The 18626-nt window shown below is 33.9% G+C and carries 9 protein-coding genes and 2 pseudogenes; 6 read left to right on the top strand and 5 right to left on the bottom strand.

All coding sequences use genetic code 11. The features are described from left to right. The first annotated feature begins 22 nt into the window (after positions 1-22). Positions 23-286 (top strand): hypothetical protein, encoded by a 264-nt coding sequence (locus FTT88_RS08995; RefSeq protein WP_180164525.1) that lies wholly within the window; start codon positions 23-25, stop codon positions 284-286. A 69-nt stretch (positions 287-355) separates the two neighbouring features. Here the strand turns inward: FTT88_RS08995 and FTT88_RS08990 are convergent, their stop codons facing one another. Together FTT88_RS08990 and FTT88_RS08985 are read right to left on the bottom strand one after the other, a co-directional pair. Beyond that, positions 356-670 (bottom strand): hypothetical protein, encoded by a 315-nt coding sequence (locus tag FTT88_RS08990; protein WP_180173882.1) that lies wholly within the window; start codon positions 668-670, stop codon positions 356-358. Positions 671-769: 99 nt separating this feature from the next. Continuing rightward, positions 770-1099, bottom strand: coding sequence for a DUF4236 domain-containing protein (locus FTT88_RS08985; protein ID WP_087013843.1), 330 nt, complete (start codon positions 1097-1099; stop codon positions 770-772). A gap of 151 nt (positions 1100-1250) precedes the next feature. Between FTT88_RS08985 and FTT88_RS08980 the strand changes: the two are divergent. The 5 genes and pseudogenes from FTT88_RS08980 to FTT88_RS08960 all read left to right on the top strand — a co-directional run. Then, positions 1251-1568: pseudogene (locus FTT88_RS08980) on the top strand (class I SAM-dependent methyltransferase); the annotation flags it as partial. A 47-nt stretch (positions 1569-1615) separates the two neighbouring features. Further along, positions 1616-2305, top strand: a pseudogene (gene istA / locus FTT88_RS08975) (IS21 family transposase); the annotation flags it as partial. Positions 2306-2813: 508 nt separating this feature from the next. Next, positions 2814-3698 (top strand): DUF4007 family protein, encoded by an 885-nt coding sequence (locus FTT88_RS08970; RefSeq protein ID WP_087013848.1) that lies wholly within the window; start codon positions 2814-2816, stop codon positions 3696-3698. A 1-nt stretch (position 3699) separates the two neighbouring features. After that, complete coding sequence (locus FTT88_RS08965; protein ID WP_087013851.1) at positions 3700-7155, top strand: hypothetical protein; 3456 nt, start codon at positions 3700-3702, stop codon at positions 7153-7155. After that, the gene (locus FTT88_RS08960) at positions 7148-8017 is read left to right on the top strand and encodes a phosphoadenosine phosphosulfate reductase family protein (protein WP_087013854.1); all 870 of its coding nucleotides are present in this window, start codon (positions 7148-7150) and stop codon (positions 8015-8017) included. Before FTT88_RS08965 ends, FTT88_RS08960 begins: the two co-directional genes overlap by 8 nt. Before the next feature lie 117 nt (positions 8018-8134). On the opposite strand, the gene FTT88_RS08955 is transcribed toward FTT88_RS08960, so the two are convergent. From FTT88_RS08955 to FTT88_RS08945, 3 genes are read right to left on the bottom strand one after another with little or no spacing between them, the layout of a single operon-like run. Then, positions 8135-12592 (bottom strand): hypothetical protein, encoded by a 4458-nt coding sequence (locus FTT88_RS08955; RefSeq protein ID WP_087013856.1) that lies wholly within the window; start codon positions 12590-12592, stop codon positions 8135-8137. Between the two features lie 2 nt (positions 12593-12594). Continuing rightward, complete coding sequence (locus FTT88_RS08950; RefSeq protein ID WP_180173881.1) at positions 12595-13467, bottom strand: hypothetical protein; 873 nt, start codon at positions 13465-13467, stop codon at positions 12595-12597. Continuing rightward, positions 13464-18569 (bottom strand): ATP-binding protein, encoded by a 5106-nt coding sequence (locus tag FTT88_RS08945; RefSeq protein WP_257233026.1) that lies wholly within the window; start codon positions 18567-18569, stop codon positions 13464-13466. Before FTT88_RS08945 ends, FTT88_RS08950 begins: the two co-directional genes overlap by 4 nt. Positions 18570-18626: the final 57 nt, after the last annotated feature.

The raw sequence follows: 18626 nt of genomic DNA, 5'->3' as shown, positions 1-18626 counted from the left end.
TGATTGATACAAGGAGCTGCATATGGAAATTAAACAACTGAAACAGGTAGAAGTCGTTACAGATGTTGTATGTGATGTATGTAATCAATCAACTCAACTAGAGTTTGCAACCTTATCAGCAAATTGGGGTTATGGCTCAAAGCATGACGGGGAAAGATATGAATTGCAGTTATGTGAAAAATGTTTCTTTTATGCTCTGGCGACATTGAAAAAAGAGCGAGCAGATGAGTTTATGTTTGATGGAAATTTTGACCTTTCAACCCTAGATAGGTTTGGATTGAAGTGAACCTATCATCTCGATAGGTTCTAAGAATCCAGAAAATACTGATTCAGATCCAAGCCAGTAGCTTCATTTTTAATGGCGAATAAGGGATTCAGGAAAAATATTTTTCTTTGCTTCGAGGTCACTGAGTTCGGAAAATGCTTGAATACCGCCTGCGGCTTTAATTCCATCTAAAGCGACAGATAGAGCTTCCTGATCTGACGGGAATGTTTCATCCCATACCGTAGAAGTACCATTTTGGTTTACCACTTCCAGTGTCCAGTCACTATCAGGTAATCGATAAATTAGAATTTCAATTTGCTCATTATCCTCTTGTAAAACTTGAGATAAGGGAGAGTCGATTAAATCATTTTCATCATAATCCAGAGTACTGTCATTATCAGACATCAGCGGCAGCCTTTATTGTATTTAACATCCGTCCATAGTAATGAATGAATTAAATTTTGCCTAGCAGTGGATATTATGGGGTACAAAGAATGGCTAAATTCAAAAAATAATTGCCCCGACAATAAAACAAAATAATCCAAAAATCACCCAAATCCAGACATTCGATTTGGGTTTCTCAGTATGTGATGTATAGAGTGGTTGTTGTTCCTGAGCAGGATTCTCTTGGTTGCCAGCTCTGTTCTTATAGGGCTGGTGTTTTGAATAGGATAGGCCTGTGCCAGGAATACCAACGCTGGTTCGGGTGCCTTTTTTGCCAATATTTAAAGAAGCACCAGGTTTGCCAATGCTTGCACTGCTGATGCCTTTATGCGTCAGATTGATTTTTAATCCAGGTAATATTTTAATACTCTTGCGAAATCTGAAGCCCATATTTTTTCCATTTACAAGAACCAGTTTGGTTTCTATCTCAGTTGTCCGGATACAGTGAAATAAGAGTTTGATTCATTCATAGGACTGATCATTTGACTTATCTAGTGAAATATCAGTATGTTCTTTAACATAAGATATTGGCTTTTAGACAATGAATCAAACATCAAATTATTACAATCAACATGCTCAAGCATTTTTTGAAAATACCTATCAGGTTGAGATGGAAAGTCTTTACGCACCATTTCTAAGATATTTGCCCGAACAGGCATTGATCCTGGATTTGGGCTGTGGCTCGGGGCGGGACACTTTGGCATTTAAGAAAAAAGGCTATCAAGTTGAGGCGATTGATTATTCTGCTGAGCTGGTTGAAAAGGCGAGAGAGCTGACAGGCATCAATGTACGTCAGCAAAGTTTTTACGAGCTGAATGAAGTAGCTAAGTATGATGGGGTTTGTGTTAGCGGCAGTGTAAAAATGACCCCCTTGGTTAATATAGCGGTCATTTTGGACTGCTCAACATGTTAACTTTGGAGCAAGTAGTGACAATCCAAATACTTCATCAGCAAGGTAAATCTATTAAAGCTATTACTCGTGAACTGGGGGTGTCCAGAAATACCGTACGTAAATATTTACGGCAAAACACCACACCTCAGTATCAGCGTATACAGCCTAGAATAAGTATCCTTGACCCATATAAACCCTATTCACTCCAACGTGTAAACGCAGCTCATCCTGAATGGATTCCTGCTGTTGTGCTCTACCAGGAAATTTTAGGGTTGGGATATCCAGGAAAGATCAGGATCTTGAGGGAATATCTTGCAACATTAAAACCAGTTGCCAAACCGGAACCGATCATTCGTTTTGAAACCCAACCTGGCCAACAAATGCAGGTGGATTTCACCACAATTTGACGCAACAACACGACTTTGAAAGCCTTTGTCGCAACATTAGGGTATTCCAGAGCGACTTTCGTGAAATTTTATGATCATGAACGTATGGATGCATGGATCGATGGTCTAGAAAATGCATTTCAGTTCTTTGCAGGAGTACCTCAAGAAATCCTGTTTGATAACGCTAAAACGATCATGATTGAACGGGATGCCTATCAGGAGGGGCAGCATAAATGGAACCCCAAACTGCTCGACTGCGCCAAGAAGTACAGCTTTCGTCCTCGCGTATGTAAGCCCTACCGTGTACAGACCAAAGGCGGAGATCAAAAAGTTATTACAAATATTCTAGGGGATGATGTAATCAATCAATGCAGCTGGAGCTTGAACTTGATCAGTAAGTTGGTGGCATGCATGATGGGCAAAGATATGAGTTTAAGTCATGCAAGATTTTTTTCTAGCAACATCAAAATAAGCGAATAGAAGAATTTAGATTTAATGAAAATTTTGACTTAGTTCTACATTGATAGGGTGGACTAAAGTAAGTTTAATAATATGAGTATATTGGGCGGTATAATTTTTTAATGAGCTTTGGTGTGTTGAATTTTTTAAGTAATTTCAATCTCTTATATGTTGAATTTTCTTTGTTTTTTATTTTTATGAGAGCATCCGTATAAATATTGCAGATTATTATCTTAATACTTAAATGTACTACGAAGAGAGACAGGTTGTGTCGTATTAATCGAGTTATTCCTTGAATAAAATTATAATGATGTATAAGCTACTGGAGAAAATCTTCCAGTAAATCTGTTTTTAAGACGACTAGACTATGAGTTTTACATTGCGCTTTTCAGGTCATGAGACTTTTGCATTAAGATATGGATGGCTTAATAAGTCGTATAATTCATTGGATTATAAAGAAAAAAATGAAGAAAATTTGGTTGTTGACCTAGGTGTAGGTAAAAATATGGTCAATAGTATCAAATATTGGACCGAAATTTCGGGTTTACAACCGCTTAAAGTTAGTGATCAAAAAAAAAGGTATATTTCTGACATTACAAAAGTTATTAAGTTATATGATTCTTATTTAGAGAAACCGGTATCAAACTGGCTTTTACATTATTATATTCAAAAAAATTATTCAGAATTGACGTTTGCTCGATGGTATTTCAATTTCTCAAATAAACAGTTTTTTGATAAAAATGATTTAATTTTAGATTTAATGGATTGGTTAAATGCAGAGGATTTAAAAATCCCTGCACTTGCAACTTTGCAGAAAGATTTTGATTGCTTTGCACTTTGTTATGGGAAAAAGCTAAGTAAAACTTTTAAAGGGGAAGATAGTTTTGTCTCTCCTTTAAATGAATTAGGTTTACTGTATCATTTAGAAGCTAATAAATTTAAGTCTGATTTTACTGAACAAAAAAGTTTAAAGCCTGAAGTATTTTTATACTGTCTAGTGGATTTTTGGCAAACATTTTTTAAGAATACTTCGACAATTAGTGTTGATAGTATTTTAACTATGCCTGGAAGCCCTGGGCGTTTGTTTAGAATCAATAATATTGGTATCGATTTTTATTTAAATCAGTGTTCACTACTTGATGAAAGATTCTTTTGGTCAGATACATTAGGTATTCGCAGCTTAGCATGCAAAGATATTCAAGATTTTGATTTAGATAGTTTATTAGAAAAAATTTATAGTGAGAGTGAGTAAGATGTCAACGACTAATTTGAATCAATACTACCAAATTAATGTGAATCATCTACTTTCTACGCGTTTAGATACAGATATTTCAAAAGAATTTTTTGATAAAGTTATTTTCCATGGCACAGCATACAATGCTTTGGCTACTGTAGTGGACTCAAAATCTTCTACATTTACCATTACAGGTAGTTACGGTACAGGAAAATCAACCTTAGCCGCAATTTTGACTGGTTTTGTACATTCCGATCAAAATATTCGTGATGCGGTTAATAGAATGATTGATGATCCCATTTTGTCATCAAAATTAGAAACAGTATTTAAGACTGATAATATTGAAAAAAAACCGTGGATTATAATCAAAGCTGTGGCAGGTATTATCTCACCAATAGAGTTATTCTATCGATCAGTAGTTGATGCTGTGCAGGTTGCAGGATTATTAAAATATTTAAAAAAGTCTATGTTATTAGAACAATATCCTGAGACTGAAGCACAACTTTTAGATTGGATTATCCAAGTATTTTCACAGTTACAAGGTAAAATCTCGGGAACATTATTCATCTTAGATGAAATGGGTAAATTGTTAGAAACTTTGGCAAGAGGTTCTGGAAATTTACATTTTTTTCAGGACCTTTCGGAAAAAATCAATCGTTTATCTCAACCTGAATGCCCTTTTATCTTTATGGGTATTTTACATCAATCATTTGCTGATTATGCAAAAGGCCTAAGTCATCAAATTGCTTTGGAATGGGCAAAAATTCAAGGTAGATATGTTGATATTTCTTATCGTATATCGTTAGATGAATCAATTGCGTTAGTTTCAAAAACTTTAAAAAAAACAGATGCCGAAATACCTCAATCAGTAGATAAAAATAATCAAGATTTAATTGATCAAATTCAAAAATTTATTGGTTCACGTCTTTTAGAAAATAGCCCCAAAGTGAAACAATATTTTTACAATGCACTACCTTTGCATCCACTTACAACTGTTTTACTTGGAGCTATTTCAAAAAGTAGCTTTAGCCAAAATGAGCGTAGTATTTTTAGTTTTTTACTTTCAGCAGAACCGTATAGTTTAAGGAAGTTTTTAGATGCCAATACAGTATTGGAACAAAAGTATTCTATAGTAGATTTATGGGATTATCTAAGTCATAACTTACAACATCAAATTTTAAGCTCTAAAGAGGGGCATGCTTGGAGTCTTGTTGAACAAGCTTTGACTTTAGTGAGTCAGAAAACGAGTAAAGAAAATTTCTCTATTGCTAAGAATCAATTATATTCAAATTTAATTAAAGCAATTGCCATGTTGAATATTTTCGGTAAGTCTCTAGGTGTATATCCAACACGCGATTTGCTGAATTTTAGTTTTTATGTGAGTGAAGAAGAGTCTAAAGCTATCGCGGAGTGTTTAACTCAACTAACAGAATGGAAAATTCTGAGTTATTGGAATAGCACACAATCCTATGAAGTTGTGACAACATCAGATTTAAATGTGCAACAGTTAATTCAGGATAAGCTAGAAACCTTAAATCCAAAACAAAATTATTTGCAATATACAGGTTATAAGGCAAATGTTGTTTTAGCGAAACGTCATTATCAAGAAAGAGGGATAATGCGTTGGATGGGGCAATATCTTATTTATAATGCGAATGAACTAAAGCAATTCTCAGAGTTAGAGCATCAAAGTAATCAATCATATAGAGACTTTGTATTGATTGCCGAAAGCTCACTTACTGACATGCAATTGATGATGTTGTCTCAAACTCATCCAAGTTTAGTGATTGCTAGTTTAAATAACTATAATGAGATCGAAAATTGGGCGAAAGAACTTTTTGTATTACAGCAAATTGTAAAAGAGCAGCCTAAATTATTGATTGATCAAGTTGCGAAGAAAGAATATCAGCATCGTTGTGATTATATTTATCAACAATTATCATTTTTATTTAACCATGCTTTTGAGTCTGCTACGTGGTTTTATGAAGGTGAAAAACTAGCTCAAAAGCAACTTTCAGTGATTGCTTCTGAACTTGCTGATAAAATTTTCGATCAATGCCCTAAGATGTTTAATGAACTTGTGGTAAGAAATGAAATTTCAAGTTCTGCAGCTTCTGGGCGAAGAAAGCTTTTAGAAAAAATGCTTCATAATTCAGAAATGGAAAACCTTGGTATTGAGAAATTTCCTGCTGAAAAAGCAATTTATTTATCTTGTTTGAAGCGGCTAGGGCTCCATCAGCTGAATAGAGAAACACAAGAATGGGCTTTTGTAATTCCAACATCAGATGAGTCGAAAGGCTCAAATTCACATATTCTATTGGAAAATGGTTTTAAGGTCATTAAAGAAAATAAAGGTTTAATTACCCTTGCAGACTTCTATAAGAAAGCAAAATGGACGATTGAACCTTTTGGTTTGCCACAGGGTATTCTACCTATATTTGCAGTTGCTTTATTGCAAGCTAAGAAAGAAACTCTTGCATTTTATGATCAAGATGTAACAAATGAGTTTCGTTTTATTAGTGATATGGATGAGGAATTTCTCAATAAGTTGGTTAAACGTCCTAACGAAATTGCGGTAAAATATGTAAGAGGGCAGGTTGAGAAACAACAGTTTATTAACCTTTTAGCTAATAGTATTGAAGCAAACTATGAAAAACCCATAGAAGCTTCAGCATTACAAGTAGCTCGTTTCATTGTTTCTACACTAATGAAAAAGTCGAAATGGGTTAAACATTCACGTAATACCGATTTTTTTAGTGAAAAAACACAAAAATTGCGAGCAGCTATTTTAATGGCCGATGATCCTTTCAAATTATTATTTGAGGATTTATATGATTTGTTAGATGCTGAGCACGCAAAAAATGAATCTATTCAAGCAGATATGAGTAGCTTATTTTTAGAATTAGATCAAGCAAAATCGCATTTATTACAAAAATTTGAAGCTGAGTTAATACATGAATTAGGAAATTTGACGCCTGAACTACTTGCCCAAGCAGAAATTATTAGTCATTCTGCTGCGGATTGGCAGCTACAAAAATTTGCCTTTCATTTAACAAAGAGTAATGCTGCATCGAACCAATGGCTCAGTAATATCATTACATTATTATCTCAAATGCCTGAGCGAGATTGGACAGATGATAGCGTTAAGAAGGCATTTCAAAATATTCCAAATTATGCACAGCGATTTAAACAACTCGGCTTTTTTGTCAAAAATGGTCATCCTCAGTTAAATACGTTGGATGAGCAAAAACATTTAGCCATTATTGTAAATACGCCTCAAGGCTTTGAGGAATATACTCGAGATGTACGGATTACCTCTGAAACAGATGAAAAAGTATCGTCTGCGATAGATTCATTGAAAGAATATCTAGATAGTCGTGATTTAAATAAAGATACTAAAGCTATTCTTTTATATGAATTGTTAAAAGAGTATCTAGATTTAGCACATTCTGAAAAAGGAGGCGAACATGTCTAATAGAAAAGTAAAGCATGTTCTTGGTCTTTCGGGTGGAAAAGATAGTGCAGCTCTCGCGGTATATATGAGAGATCACTATCCTGAACTAGATATCGAATATTTTTTTACGGACACAGGAAAAGAACTTCCTGAAGTCATTGAATATCTTAATCAGTTAGAATCTTATTTAGGTAAGCCAATTTTGCGTTTAGGTTCTGATAAAGATTTTGATTATTGGTTAAAAGAATATAATCATTTCCTACCTTCAGGACATCAACGTTGGTGTACAGTACAGATGAAACTGGTTCCATTTGAGCAGTGGGTTAAACCATTTTTAGATGATGGCTATGAAATTATTAGCTATGTTGGTATTCGAGCAGATGAACCTTGGCGTGAAGGATATGTTCCTACCCAAAAATATTTGACGACTAAGATGCCATTTGTTGAAGATGGTTTAGTGAAGCAAGATATTATTGCTCTCTTAGAAAGTACAGGTCTAGGATTACCAAAGTATTATGAGTGGCGTTCGCGCAGTGGGTGTACATTTTGTTTCTATCAACGGAAAATTGAATGGGTGCGTTTAAAAGAGCGCCATCCTGAAAAATTTGAAGAAGCAAAAGCGTATGAGAAGGAGTTTGAAGATGATAAGTCAGCGAATGGTGAAACCTATTATTGGATGGGAAAAGATACACCCTTAAGTACTCTTGAAGATCCTGAACGTATTGCTCAAATTAAAGCAGACCATGAAAAAAAGATGGAAAAGTTTAAGAAGAAACGCCGTCGCAATATATTACATGATGATCAATTAATCGAAATGCTCGATTTGGATGCTGTATATGATGATATTGAAGGTGGTGGGGCATGTGTAACATGTTATAAATAGGGTTAGTACTAGACAAAAATCTGATGAATGGACGAAATTTGTCTAGGAGAATTTTGGATACTCATAGAGATATACTATAAAGCGCGTACTCAGTATTTAGCTGAGTACGCGCTTTATTTAATTTAACATTCTTAGTAGTTTTTGTTTTAAGTCAGGACTTAGGGTATTAATCCGTTCAGCTAAATCTTCTAATGAAATAAGATCTAAAGCAGAAGCTATTTGTTTTTGTAATGTGATGATCCTTTGTTCTTGTTCATCTAATAATGGCAAAATTATGTGGGGAACATTTTTGAGTTTAGTCCGTAATTGCAATAAGCCTGTTTGATTTTTAGATGTTAATATAAATTCACTTTCAAGATTCACAAACCAACGTTGGAACATCTGCATCTGACATTGATTAAATTGCTGACGAATTTCATCCTTCAAAGAGTCTAAAAGAATTATTTGATCTTCATCAAAAATTTCTGGTGCTACTTCAACTTTATCAATGAGTTTCCGTAGAATAGAAATATCTTGCTGTATGAAAGAAAGTTCATTTTGTGTTTGTATTAACCAATTTTCAGCGGTTGATCGTGCCTTTTTAACATAGCAATCACGAATAGGTTCAAAAATTTCCTCAATAAAATCCCATTCTGCATCAATTTGTTGTTCACTCAAATAAGCCATCACAGCTTCTTGATCTTTAACTATCGTTTGATTTAAAAAAGCAAACATTTTTTGACTTGGTAAACCTTGTGTAATCCAGGATTGGATACGATCAAAAGCGAATTGAAGCTGTTTTTGGATTTTTAGAATTTCGTCATATTCCTCTGTGGATACAAAGAATTTTAGTAATTCTTCAGCATCCAATAAGCGAATTTTGAGGTCATTTAATTCATTAAAACCACCATACAAATTTGCAAATTGTTGACTGACATCAGTAATCCTTTGCCTAAAATCATTTTGTACAGTCCGAATTCCATTTTGTTTTTCAACAAGGGTTTGTATTGAATCAAAAATAGAGGGTTTATTTTCAATATCAATTAAAAGACGATCACCTTCCTTAATTAAAGTCTCAAGCTCTTTCTTCTTCATTGTTTTATTTGGTGAAGTATGAATATAGCTTTCAATATCTTGCAAGAGATACTTAAAACGTTCTTTTTCTTCAATTCTTTGAATCAGTTGAGCTGTTTTATCTTGTACTTTATTTGCCTCTTGTTGCATTTGTAAGGTAATAAATGCACGTTGATATTGTTCCGATTTTTCACGGAAGTTAATAATTTCATGATGTGAGGTTAGAACAAGATTATCAAAAAAACGATTAAATTTGACTGATAATGTATTTTTTCCTTGTGAAATGTATTCAGCTAAAGATGTTGATTTTGTTGGTAATTCGATATAACTTTTTCTGAGATCAATGTCTTTGGCAAATTTAGTTAAAGCTGAAGTTGCTTGTAATAATTTGCTGTAGTCTCTGATATCTGAGCTCTCAAGACTTCTCAGCATTTGAGTGAAAGTAGCATCAAATCTATCCTGTTGCTTTTGATGTTCTTCATAAATTGTTTTAAATTTATCTATAAGTAAATTATATTGAACTTCCAAATCTAGCGGAAGAGGATCAACCTTTTTCTTGTTTTCAACAGATTGATATATATTAAAAATTTTCTTTGGATTTTGTTCTTGGCTCCATTGTTTGAATAGGATCATCCATTCATCTCGTGTACTCATTTCCATTTTTTGTAATTGAGTACTTGCCAATATTTCTAAATTGAGCAGCGTCCCTGTTTTTTTATTGAGGACTAATTTAAGCCATTCAGCAATATTTTTAGGTTTACCTTGATGAATAATTCGATATTGTGATGTTTCTTGAGCAAGATATAAACCAAGAATGAGAGCAAAAGAACAATCATTTAAACCATAACTTGGCATTACTAATTTTTGATAAAGTGTTTTTAAATCTATGTCTGGTTTAATGGTAAAAGTGGTTTCTACAAAGTCATATAAACTTTTTACATGCTGTTGTTGAGGGATTGTTAAATTCCCCGTCATTATATCTACGGCTTGCCAATTCTTTTTAAACAATGTATCAAAGCGATTCTGTAGTGATGTTTTTTCCCCTTGTAACCATGCAATAGAGAATTGGCGATTCACCATAATACTAAAGAGGGCAGCAATATCTGCTGGGGCAGTTGCTGTGTTTAAGCGGAAACCATCGAATACAAAAGGAATAGTATTTTTGTAGTTATGTTCAAATAATGCTGTTGCAACATTTTTAAGTCTACTTTTAGGTAGATCAGGATAATGCGGGGCTAAAAATTCCTTTTGTAGCAATAGTTTTGCTGTAGTATTTTTTAAGAGAGTGACTACTTCATCCTTTTCTTCTTGTATGAAGCGCAAAAATTGCTGTTGATCAGCGGCAGACATCATCTCAAAAGACTTCAAACGGGCTAAAGCTATACCTAATTCATCATGTTGATCATTTAAATAGCAAAATAAGAAAGGTAATTTTGTTAATTTATATTTTGTTAAAACCGTTTCTAGCATCTGCTGAATTTTAGTTTGACACTGTTCTAAATTCTGCTGACTATTGAGATAAATATAGATGATACGACCTTTTGCATCTTTATAGGTCATATTATTTTGCCAATCTTGGATAAGTAACTCTAAGTTTTCACTTGAGATTTGATCAGCCAAATAACTTTTCGGTTCGAGTACCCAATCGGGAGTTGAGATATTTCTTTGTTGGCCAAAGTCGCATTCAATTTGACCTAAACCAATATCATAAGATTTGCTAATAAATAGCTCACCAATATCTTGCTGTGTAAATTGAGCAGCCGTTTTTTTCATCCAAATATTAAAACTGGCTCGGCTAGCACCCTCTGTTAAGAGTTCATAACGACCTAAATCTGAATTCCACTCTGTTGCCCCTAATTCTGATAAGTTTTTAATTTGTTTATTAAGAGTTTCAGCATCAAAATTAGTCAGCTCTTGTAAAATTTCATTAGCTTGATGTTGATTGAGCTGCCGTAATTTTAAAGTTTCTAAAATGGCGATAGCTGTTAAAGTTTTATGGTTATTAGGCTGAAAACCACTATGAAATTTTTGTAACAATGATTGCAAAGTTTCAATAACATTTGCACCTGTATCTCGTTCAGCTGCAAGCATTTCATCTAATAAATAGTCATGTACAAGATCAGCTGCGGAAATTTGAAAAAGCTGAGGCTGACTAAACACATCTAATTGAGAGGACTTTTGCAATACATCTCGAATAAATGTCAGCGCAGAGCGAGATTGTACAGTATGCTCTTGACGAGTGAGCAACCATGTTGCAAGAGGATGTAAAGGCCAGCAACCTTTTGCAATGACTTGACTAAATAGATTTTCATTTTGCCAAACTGGGTATAATTTTGTTTTTGGTAGATATTGGGCAAGACGTAACCATGATTGATGGAAAGTATCTTGGCTTTGATATTGTTGAAATAAGCGTGTTAATTCCTGTGTGTTTTTTTGGATAATATTTGCAAAAATGGTTTCTAAATTTGAGGAGAGATGCACTTTATTTGCTGTATCAAAACGTGTGATATAGCGCTGTAATTGTCGAGAATCTTTAGCATTAAAACGTTTTAAATATGTTTTTAAATCATATTGAATAAAACCAATGAATCTAATTTTATCAGCATTATCTTGAATACCTTGGAAAATTTGTTGTAGTGCTGAATCACCAGCAAGGTCAGGGCGATCCGCAGCATATTCAAGATAACGGCCAAATTCATCAAAGAGTAAAATAATGTTTTCAAAGGGTTTATCGATACCACAATAGGTATCACATAAAGTTTGTAATAGGTCTTGTGCAGATTCTTGACCATCTACAGGGATTGCACTGCCCGTAACATCCAAGAAAATTTGATCAACAGCAGCGTAAATATCTTCATTATTTTCTGAGAGTAATTGCAGAATTTTTGCTTGATCAAATTGTGCTAATCTTTTTTGAAATTCAACAGCATAAATTTGATAACTTCGTTCAACGAAACGTTGTGCTTTATTAAAACGTGGTGATAAATCTCGTACAGCTTGAGCATCAACTGCATGTAGATCTAATTGCTTAAGCACCACTCTGTTAAGCTGATTACCTAAATGGAAATTACCCATACCATCTAAGGCAATAATTAAGCTTGGTTTTTTTAAGGTTTCAAAACAGGATTTTGCACGTTGTCCGAGAGTAGCATCTACACGCTCTATATGCGTTAAGATTGTTTGTGCTAAAGGGGTATTCGGTTTAGATAATAATGTTGCCAATGTAACAGCTAAATGTGATTTACCCGCACCATAACCTGCAGTTGCTAACCAATAGGGATTATCTTCTCGCCCTTGTTTTGCACGTAAAAGACTTTCAAGTAGTTCAACAACTAATGAAGCTGTATCTTTAAGTAAATGCTGATCTTGTTCATTTAAAGCACCATGGTAATGTGGACCATGAAAAATAAATGATTCAGCAGCAATATTCGCTTGATCTATACGATTTTGAAACCAACCAAGTTGAACAGCACCCTCAAAAAAACCTTGTTGATTAAATTGTACCAATTCTTGTAATTGCATGATTAAACAAGCTCACTAAAAAATTCTTCTAAAACACGATCTGTATGTACTAATTTAAGGATTAAAGCGTTCCCAGTAAGACGGTCAACTTGTATAAACCCCTTTTCTGCCATCCAATCTAATAAGCGATTAAATTGCTTATTTGACCAATTCATTAATAAGTTCCAACGTGTAAATGTTAGGAATTCATCGAAACTAATTTGTGCTTGTGATGAAAATAGCCTATCCCATTCAATAAATAAAAAGGCACTATAAGCAGGAAAAAATTTATACTCTAAAGGGGCTGTTAACCGTTTGATTTCAAGCTGTTTATTAGATTGGATGATTTCAAAGACAGGGATTTTGTTAAAAGGAACATCTATGTTGTTCTGATCATAACTTGAAATAATGAGATTCATAAGTTTGCGTAGATATTTGTGTTCTCCACGCTTATCCTTCACAAATTGTTCAAGTTGATCTAGGTTGAAAGTGTCAGATATTTGATATTTACTTGAAATGCAGACATCAAACCAAGCAGCGTTTAAGCCTTCTTGATGTTGTAGAGGATCTATGCGGTTCATCATTAAATGCATGATGAATAAACTGACATCTTCATTCAACATTCCGTCTTCTTGCAAAATAGTCTTAGCTAAAGGGGTTAGTTTTAATGTCCAAATACCCTGTGATTTTTCAGCAATGATCAATCCACTACTATATCCATATGCAATAGTTGGTTCGACTTTTCCAGAACTTTCTCCTGTTGGAATACCAGTGAGTTCAGAAATATCATGAATATTACCTTGAAGAATATTGCACTTATTAATTTTGATGAGTAATCCAGCTAACAGAGGCAGTTCTAATTTAAAAGTTTGAGGGAAGTTATAGGTGAGGTTCATGAATTAAAACCTCGTTTTTCAAGTGATGTAATATCGATTAGGACAATTTTTTCTGTTAATTGACCATGTTGATCTTCAACATAACCTAAATAATAGCATTGTCCTTTATTTAGCTTATTTAATCTATCACGCCATTCATTTGCATTATAATCAGAGCTGACTTGGCTAAGAAGCTTGGCAAAACTATCGACTTCCGTAGTTGCAGGTTTAAAGAATAATTTAGTCGAGGCTTGGAAGAGACGGTCTTTTTGCTCTTTATCAAAGTTACTGATTGTTTGCGTCGCTAAAATTAAGCTAATACCAAATTTACGCCCTTCACGGAGCATTTTATCAATAGGTGAGTCTGGTGCATGATCTAAGTTTTGCATTTCATCTAGCACAATAGTCATGGGCTTATCTTTGCTACCATGTTTTTGTACGTAAGCCCAAATATCCCAAAGAATAAATTCCGTAATAATTCTTTGTAAGTCACGAGGTATGTTAGTGAGCTGAATGATTTGCACCGGAAACTCGTTACGGAGCTTATCTTCATATAAATTTTCGGATGCTTCTGTATCAAAACAATTCACTTTGACAAGTGTTCGAATTTTATTCGCGACACTTTCACCACGAGCACTATCAGCTTCTAAATCTGTTAAGAAATCCGTTAAATGATATTGAGGATTTTTTTCTAAACCTTGTTCTAACACTTTATCAATAATGGCTTGTTGCTGGCTTCCGAAATCTTTGTATACAGAACAGAGAATATTTTTAACCCGTGTCGCAACATTAAAGGCCTTTTCTTGTACCTCTACTCCTGGAGCGATTTGATTGCTATAGGTTTTAAATGGGTTGATCGGTAATGGATTGACAACCACATAATATTCTTTAGGTTTACATACTTTTTGATAGACCTTTTCTGTGTGATGCGTTAAGAATCCATCTGTGTAATCTACAATAAAGGATGATAAACCCGCCCGAGCAAGCTCAGATAAAATACATTGAATTGCATAGGTTTTGCCTGAACCTGAAGAGCCAAAAATCAGCATATGACGGTTATTTAATTGTTTATGATGAAAAGGCCAATTTACAGGAGTCAACATTTTCCCCGTTGTACCAAAGCTAATATCTTTTGTGACAAGAGGAAGGGGAGGGCTTAGTTCAGTTACTTCATTTGTAACAACATTGGCCATTGATGAAATTTTTGTTGAAGTAACAGGATAATCTATTGTTTGAAAATCGGTTAAATCTAAATGAGAGTCTGAGGTTTGATCTCGTGTATTATCTTGACTCAAATCTGAAATATCTTCTTGTTCTAAAAGATATGTATTTTCAGGTGCTGTTGGTTGTTGAGTTTCATCTACATCAGTGAGTTCTAAATCCATACCATCAAGTAAAGACTGCTCAAAGCTTAAGGCAGAATATTGATGAACAACATATTTTTTTTCATTTCCATGTAGTGAATCATGGGTAAAGAAAAACTCTTTAGATTTAGATAGGTTAAGTTTGGTCTCTGTATCACAAATTACAATTTCAGAAGACCAATGAATTTGGTAATCACCTTCAGACAGCTTTTCAAGTGCGATATTAAGATCATTTAAACAGACTTGCGCACGGTCAAGCTGAGAGCGTAATACAATGGCACGATAGAGTTGTCCCCACCAATAGCGACAATCATAACGATTTTTTTGTGTTTCATGAATAGGTGTGAAAAGGTGCTTTAAATGTAATAGTCCTGCTTCTATTTGCGCCTCAGCTTTAGTTAATAATGTTTCTACTCCAGCACCTACTTTTGCTTCAATAATTTTTGCATGAATGATGGGCTGATTAGTTTCATCTATTTGTAGTGAAACTTTCAGTAAATCTGGGCGATAGTCTTGATCTTTAAACCAATGAGGGAAAGCATCTAAAGGAATCCATTGCTCAAGGATAGAGGAATCTATACGAGGTATTGTTTGCATTGTTAAAGCATAGCCATACAGATTACGAATAATTTCTGATTCACCTAAAATGGCTTTGATTGAAGCTACACCTGATAAGCCTTCATTTAATGCTGTAATTTTTTCAACGAGAGGTTTTAGGTTACTGTCACGTAAAAAAGGCATGTTTGCAGATAGATGACTACGAATTTGTTTTTTTAATAAGTCATGGGATTTTTGGTCTGCAGAAACAGTAACATTGAGTTCACCATATGCACCATAGCCTGAACTAAAGCTGATAACTTTATGAGTGTATTCGGTTTGATGTAATTTCAGTAAGTGATGATCAAAATACTGATCAATATTTACCACCCATTGTGCCATTTGATGTAATTGTTCAATAAGTTGTTTTGAATTTTCATCATACTGAGTTTCAGAAATAACAAAAAATTGTTCTGAATCTTTACGATCGGTAACCTCTAGGCGTGCAGTTAAATCACTGTGTTTAGATTGAACTTGAATACGCCGATTACTTAAGAGTAATTGACGACGATCAGCCGTTTGTACATAAGTTGGTTTCGGATAGTAAATAATTGGATAAATATTTAAACGATTGGCTGATGCGTCAAACTCATAGATTGGCGCTGCTTCAGTTTTACCAATTGCTTGAGCTTGCAGAAAATCAAAGTTAAATGCGAGATCATAGCTTGTCCAAGGATATAATTGTTTGCTTGCATCAACCAATAATCTTTGCTGAATATTTGTACGTTTTGATACGAAATGATTAATTCTTAAATCTAATTTTTTATCTTGTTTGCTAAATTGATCAAGTAAATGACTATGCCAAATTTGCAAGGTATTCACTGCATTTAAGTGAGATAAACCAACGGTATAGATAGTTAAATGTACAGTATAGTAAGGTGAAGACGTTATATTCTTTAAAATCTCTTGGATTAAATACTGTTGTAAGCCAGAGAGTAGCGTTGATAATTTAGAAACATTGATGGCCAAAATTCTCAAGCCATTACAAACATGATGATTCGCTAAGGCGTAATCAGTCAAGACATTATAAATAATGTCTTGTTCAGGCACTTTCTTAATGACTTCTTTAACATCATCATCTTCATCAATATCATCATCTTGTAATAATGCTTGAATAGATAAGTCCAATTCACCTGTTGGTTCACTACCAATAAAATGAAGCCATGAGAAAGATTTAATTTGGGTGCTGATGCCTTGCTTTTGTTTTAAAGCCAATAATGGTGCTTGAATTTCAGCAAGATTACAAATGCGATCATAGGTCAATGCATCCGGTAAATCTTTAGATTCTTGATGAGTAAGTTCAATAGCTTCGTTAATAAATCTTGTTTGCGCTTGAATAAGTTCAAACACACTTGGATGGAATGCTGACAGTAAAATTTGATTGATATTATGAAGGTCAAAGCGTTCAGATTGCTCTACAAAGCAGAATGCATAATAGACACGCTCAATCATTTCTTTTGCTTCAAAAGTTGCTAAAGATTTAAGCCGTTCACAAAGTTGCGTATAGGCTGTAATCAGTAAATGCGCTTTGGTCTGTGCGAAATAACGACCATGATCTAAATAGTTCTGAATAAATTGAATATATGTTGCTTTTAATTCAATGCAAAGATGCTGTATATCAGGATAGCTTTCTAGAGAAAAGTCATGGAATACATCATATATGGTCATGTTATTTAAGCCTAAACTTAATAAACGACATGCTTCTTGCTCATCAGTTGCATAGTAAATAGCTTTGAAAATTTGTTCAGGTAAAGTAAAGACAGGTAAAGTGTAGTCAGAGTAAGTTAGAAGATGACGATGTAAAATATTGGCTAAACTGACATGAATACGTTCGACTTGATACTCAGAAAAAGCCCATTTAAAGGCATATTCTTCTTCTTTTTCACCCGAGATAGTGATTTTAAATAAAACAACTGGATTTGTTGTTTTAAAAGAATATTCAACTGTATCTTGTGCATCGGGTGTTAATAAAGGTGAAAAATGTAGTTCGACTTCATGAAAGCCTAAATCAAGATGATTGATTTGCTCTTCAATACCACCTAAGGCACCGTGTAATAGCACACGTGCAAGTGCCTTGTGAGAAAGGTTCTGTGCTGAATTATTATGATCTGATAAATCATGTTGGAAGTTTTTAACTGCAATGTTGACCTGGGTAACCTCTGAAAAATCATAGTTTTTTTTGTATTGCTGTAATGCAAAATGTAAGCCTTTTATAATAGCTTCAAGACTATGACCACGGTAAAGTGGAATACTTTGTTTAGGTTCTGATGTTTTTTCCTCCTTTAGCCCTAATGCTTTTACTAGAGGTAGGAGATCAATTTGTTTTAAGTAGTCCTTTGCTTCTGGAAGAGCATTAAAAATAAATAATTCTACATTTTTCAAATAAGGATCTATTTCAGTATGATTGATACCATTAATATCTTTAACTTCAAAAGAATCTTGGTCTAAATGCGTATAGATTTTTTGATAATCATTCTTTTTACGTGCTTTCGCTTTATAGCGAGCATGACTAATAAATTCATAGGCATTTTTTAGATATTGTAAGCCTTTTTTGTTTTGAAAGGTTTTGAAATCATTCTCGATATTTAAATATGGAATCCCAATGTTTGGAAGTACTTTAAAAAAATGTGAAAAAATATCTTTGAATTCAGAATTATCCCCTATGCTTGAGAAGCACTGCATCAATAATTGACTGCGTTGATTTAGAGTTAAAGGGATCAATTGATTGACGCATTGAATAGTTGAATTAAACTGCTGCAGTTGTGTATCAGAAATATAAATATCTAAGTCTTCAAAGGCAGCAGTTAACCAAGTTTGATATTGTTTATCTAAAGACAACCAAATTTTTTCATCATCGCAAATAAAAAAATCAGAAAGACCACCTTTATCGGTTGTATGATCTAGGCCAACTAAAAGTATAAGTAGTTGATCGACATGTTCATCACTCAAAGTGCGATTACGATACCAAGTCAGTTTATCATCATGATCTAACCAGCCCTTTTCTTGTAAATCATAAAAAGCTTGTTGATCTAAAGAATTTAAGCTTTGATTTTCCCAATAATGAATGAGCCCATGGGCAACTTTAAAATAACTCTTAAACTGATTGTGTAAAGGAAATACCTGGCTTAAATGTGAAAAAATTGTAAAAACTTGATGAGGCATTAAGCTCTGTGTAACAATCCTCAATTCATTGGTTTTAAGAAAATTTTCTTGAATAGT

Source organism: Acinetobacter sp. YH01024 (assembly GCF_013420195.1).
In the GTDB taxonomy this organism is placed as follows: Bacteria; Pseudomonadota; Gammaproteobacteria; order Pseudomonadales; family Moraxellaceae; genus Acinetobacter; species Acinetobacter amyesii.
This window is presented reverse-complemented; position numbering and strand designations above follow the sequence as displayed.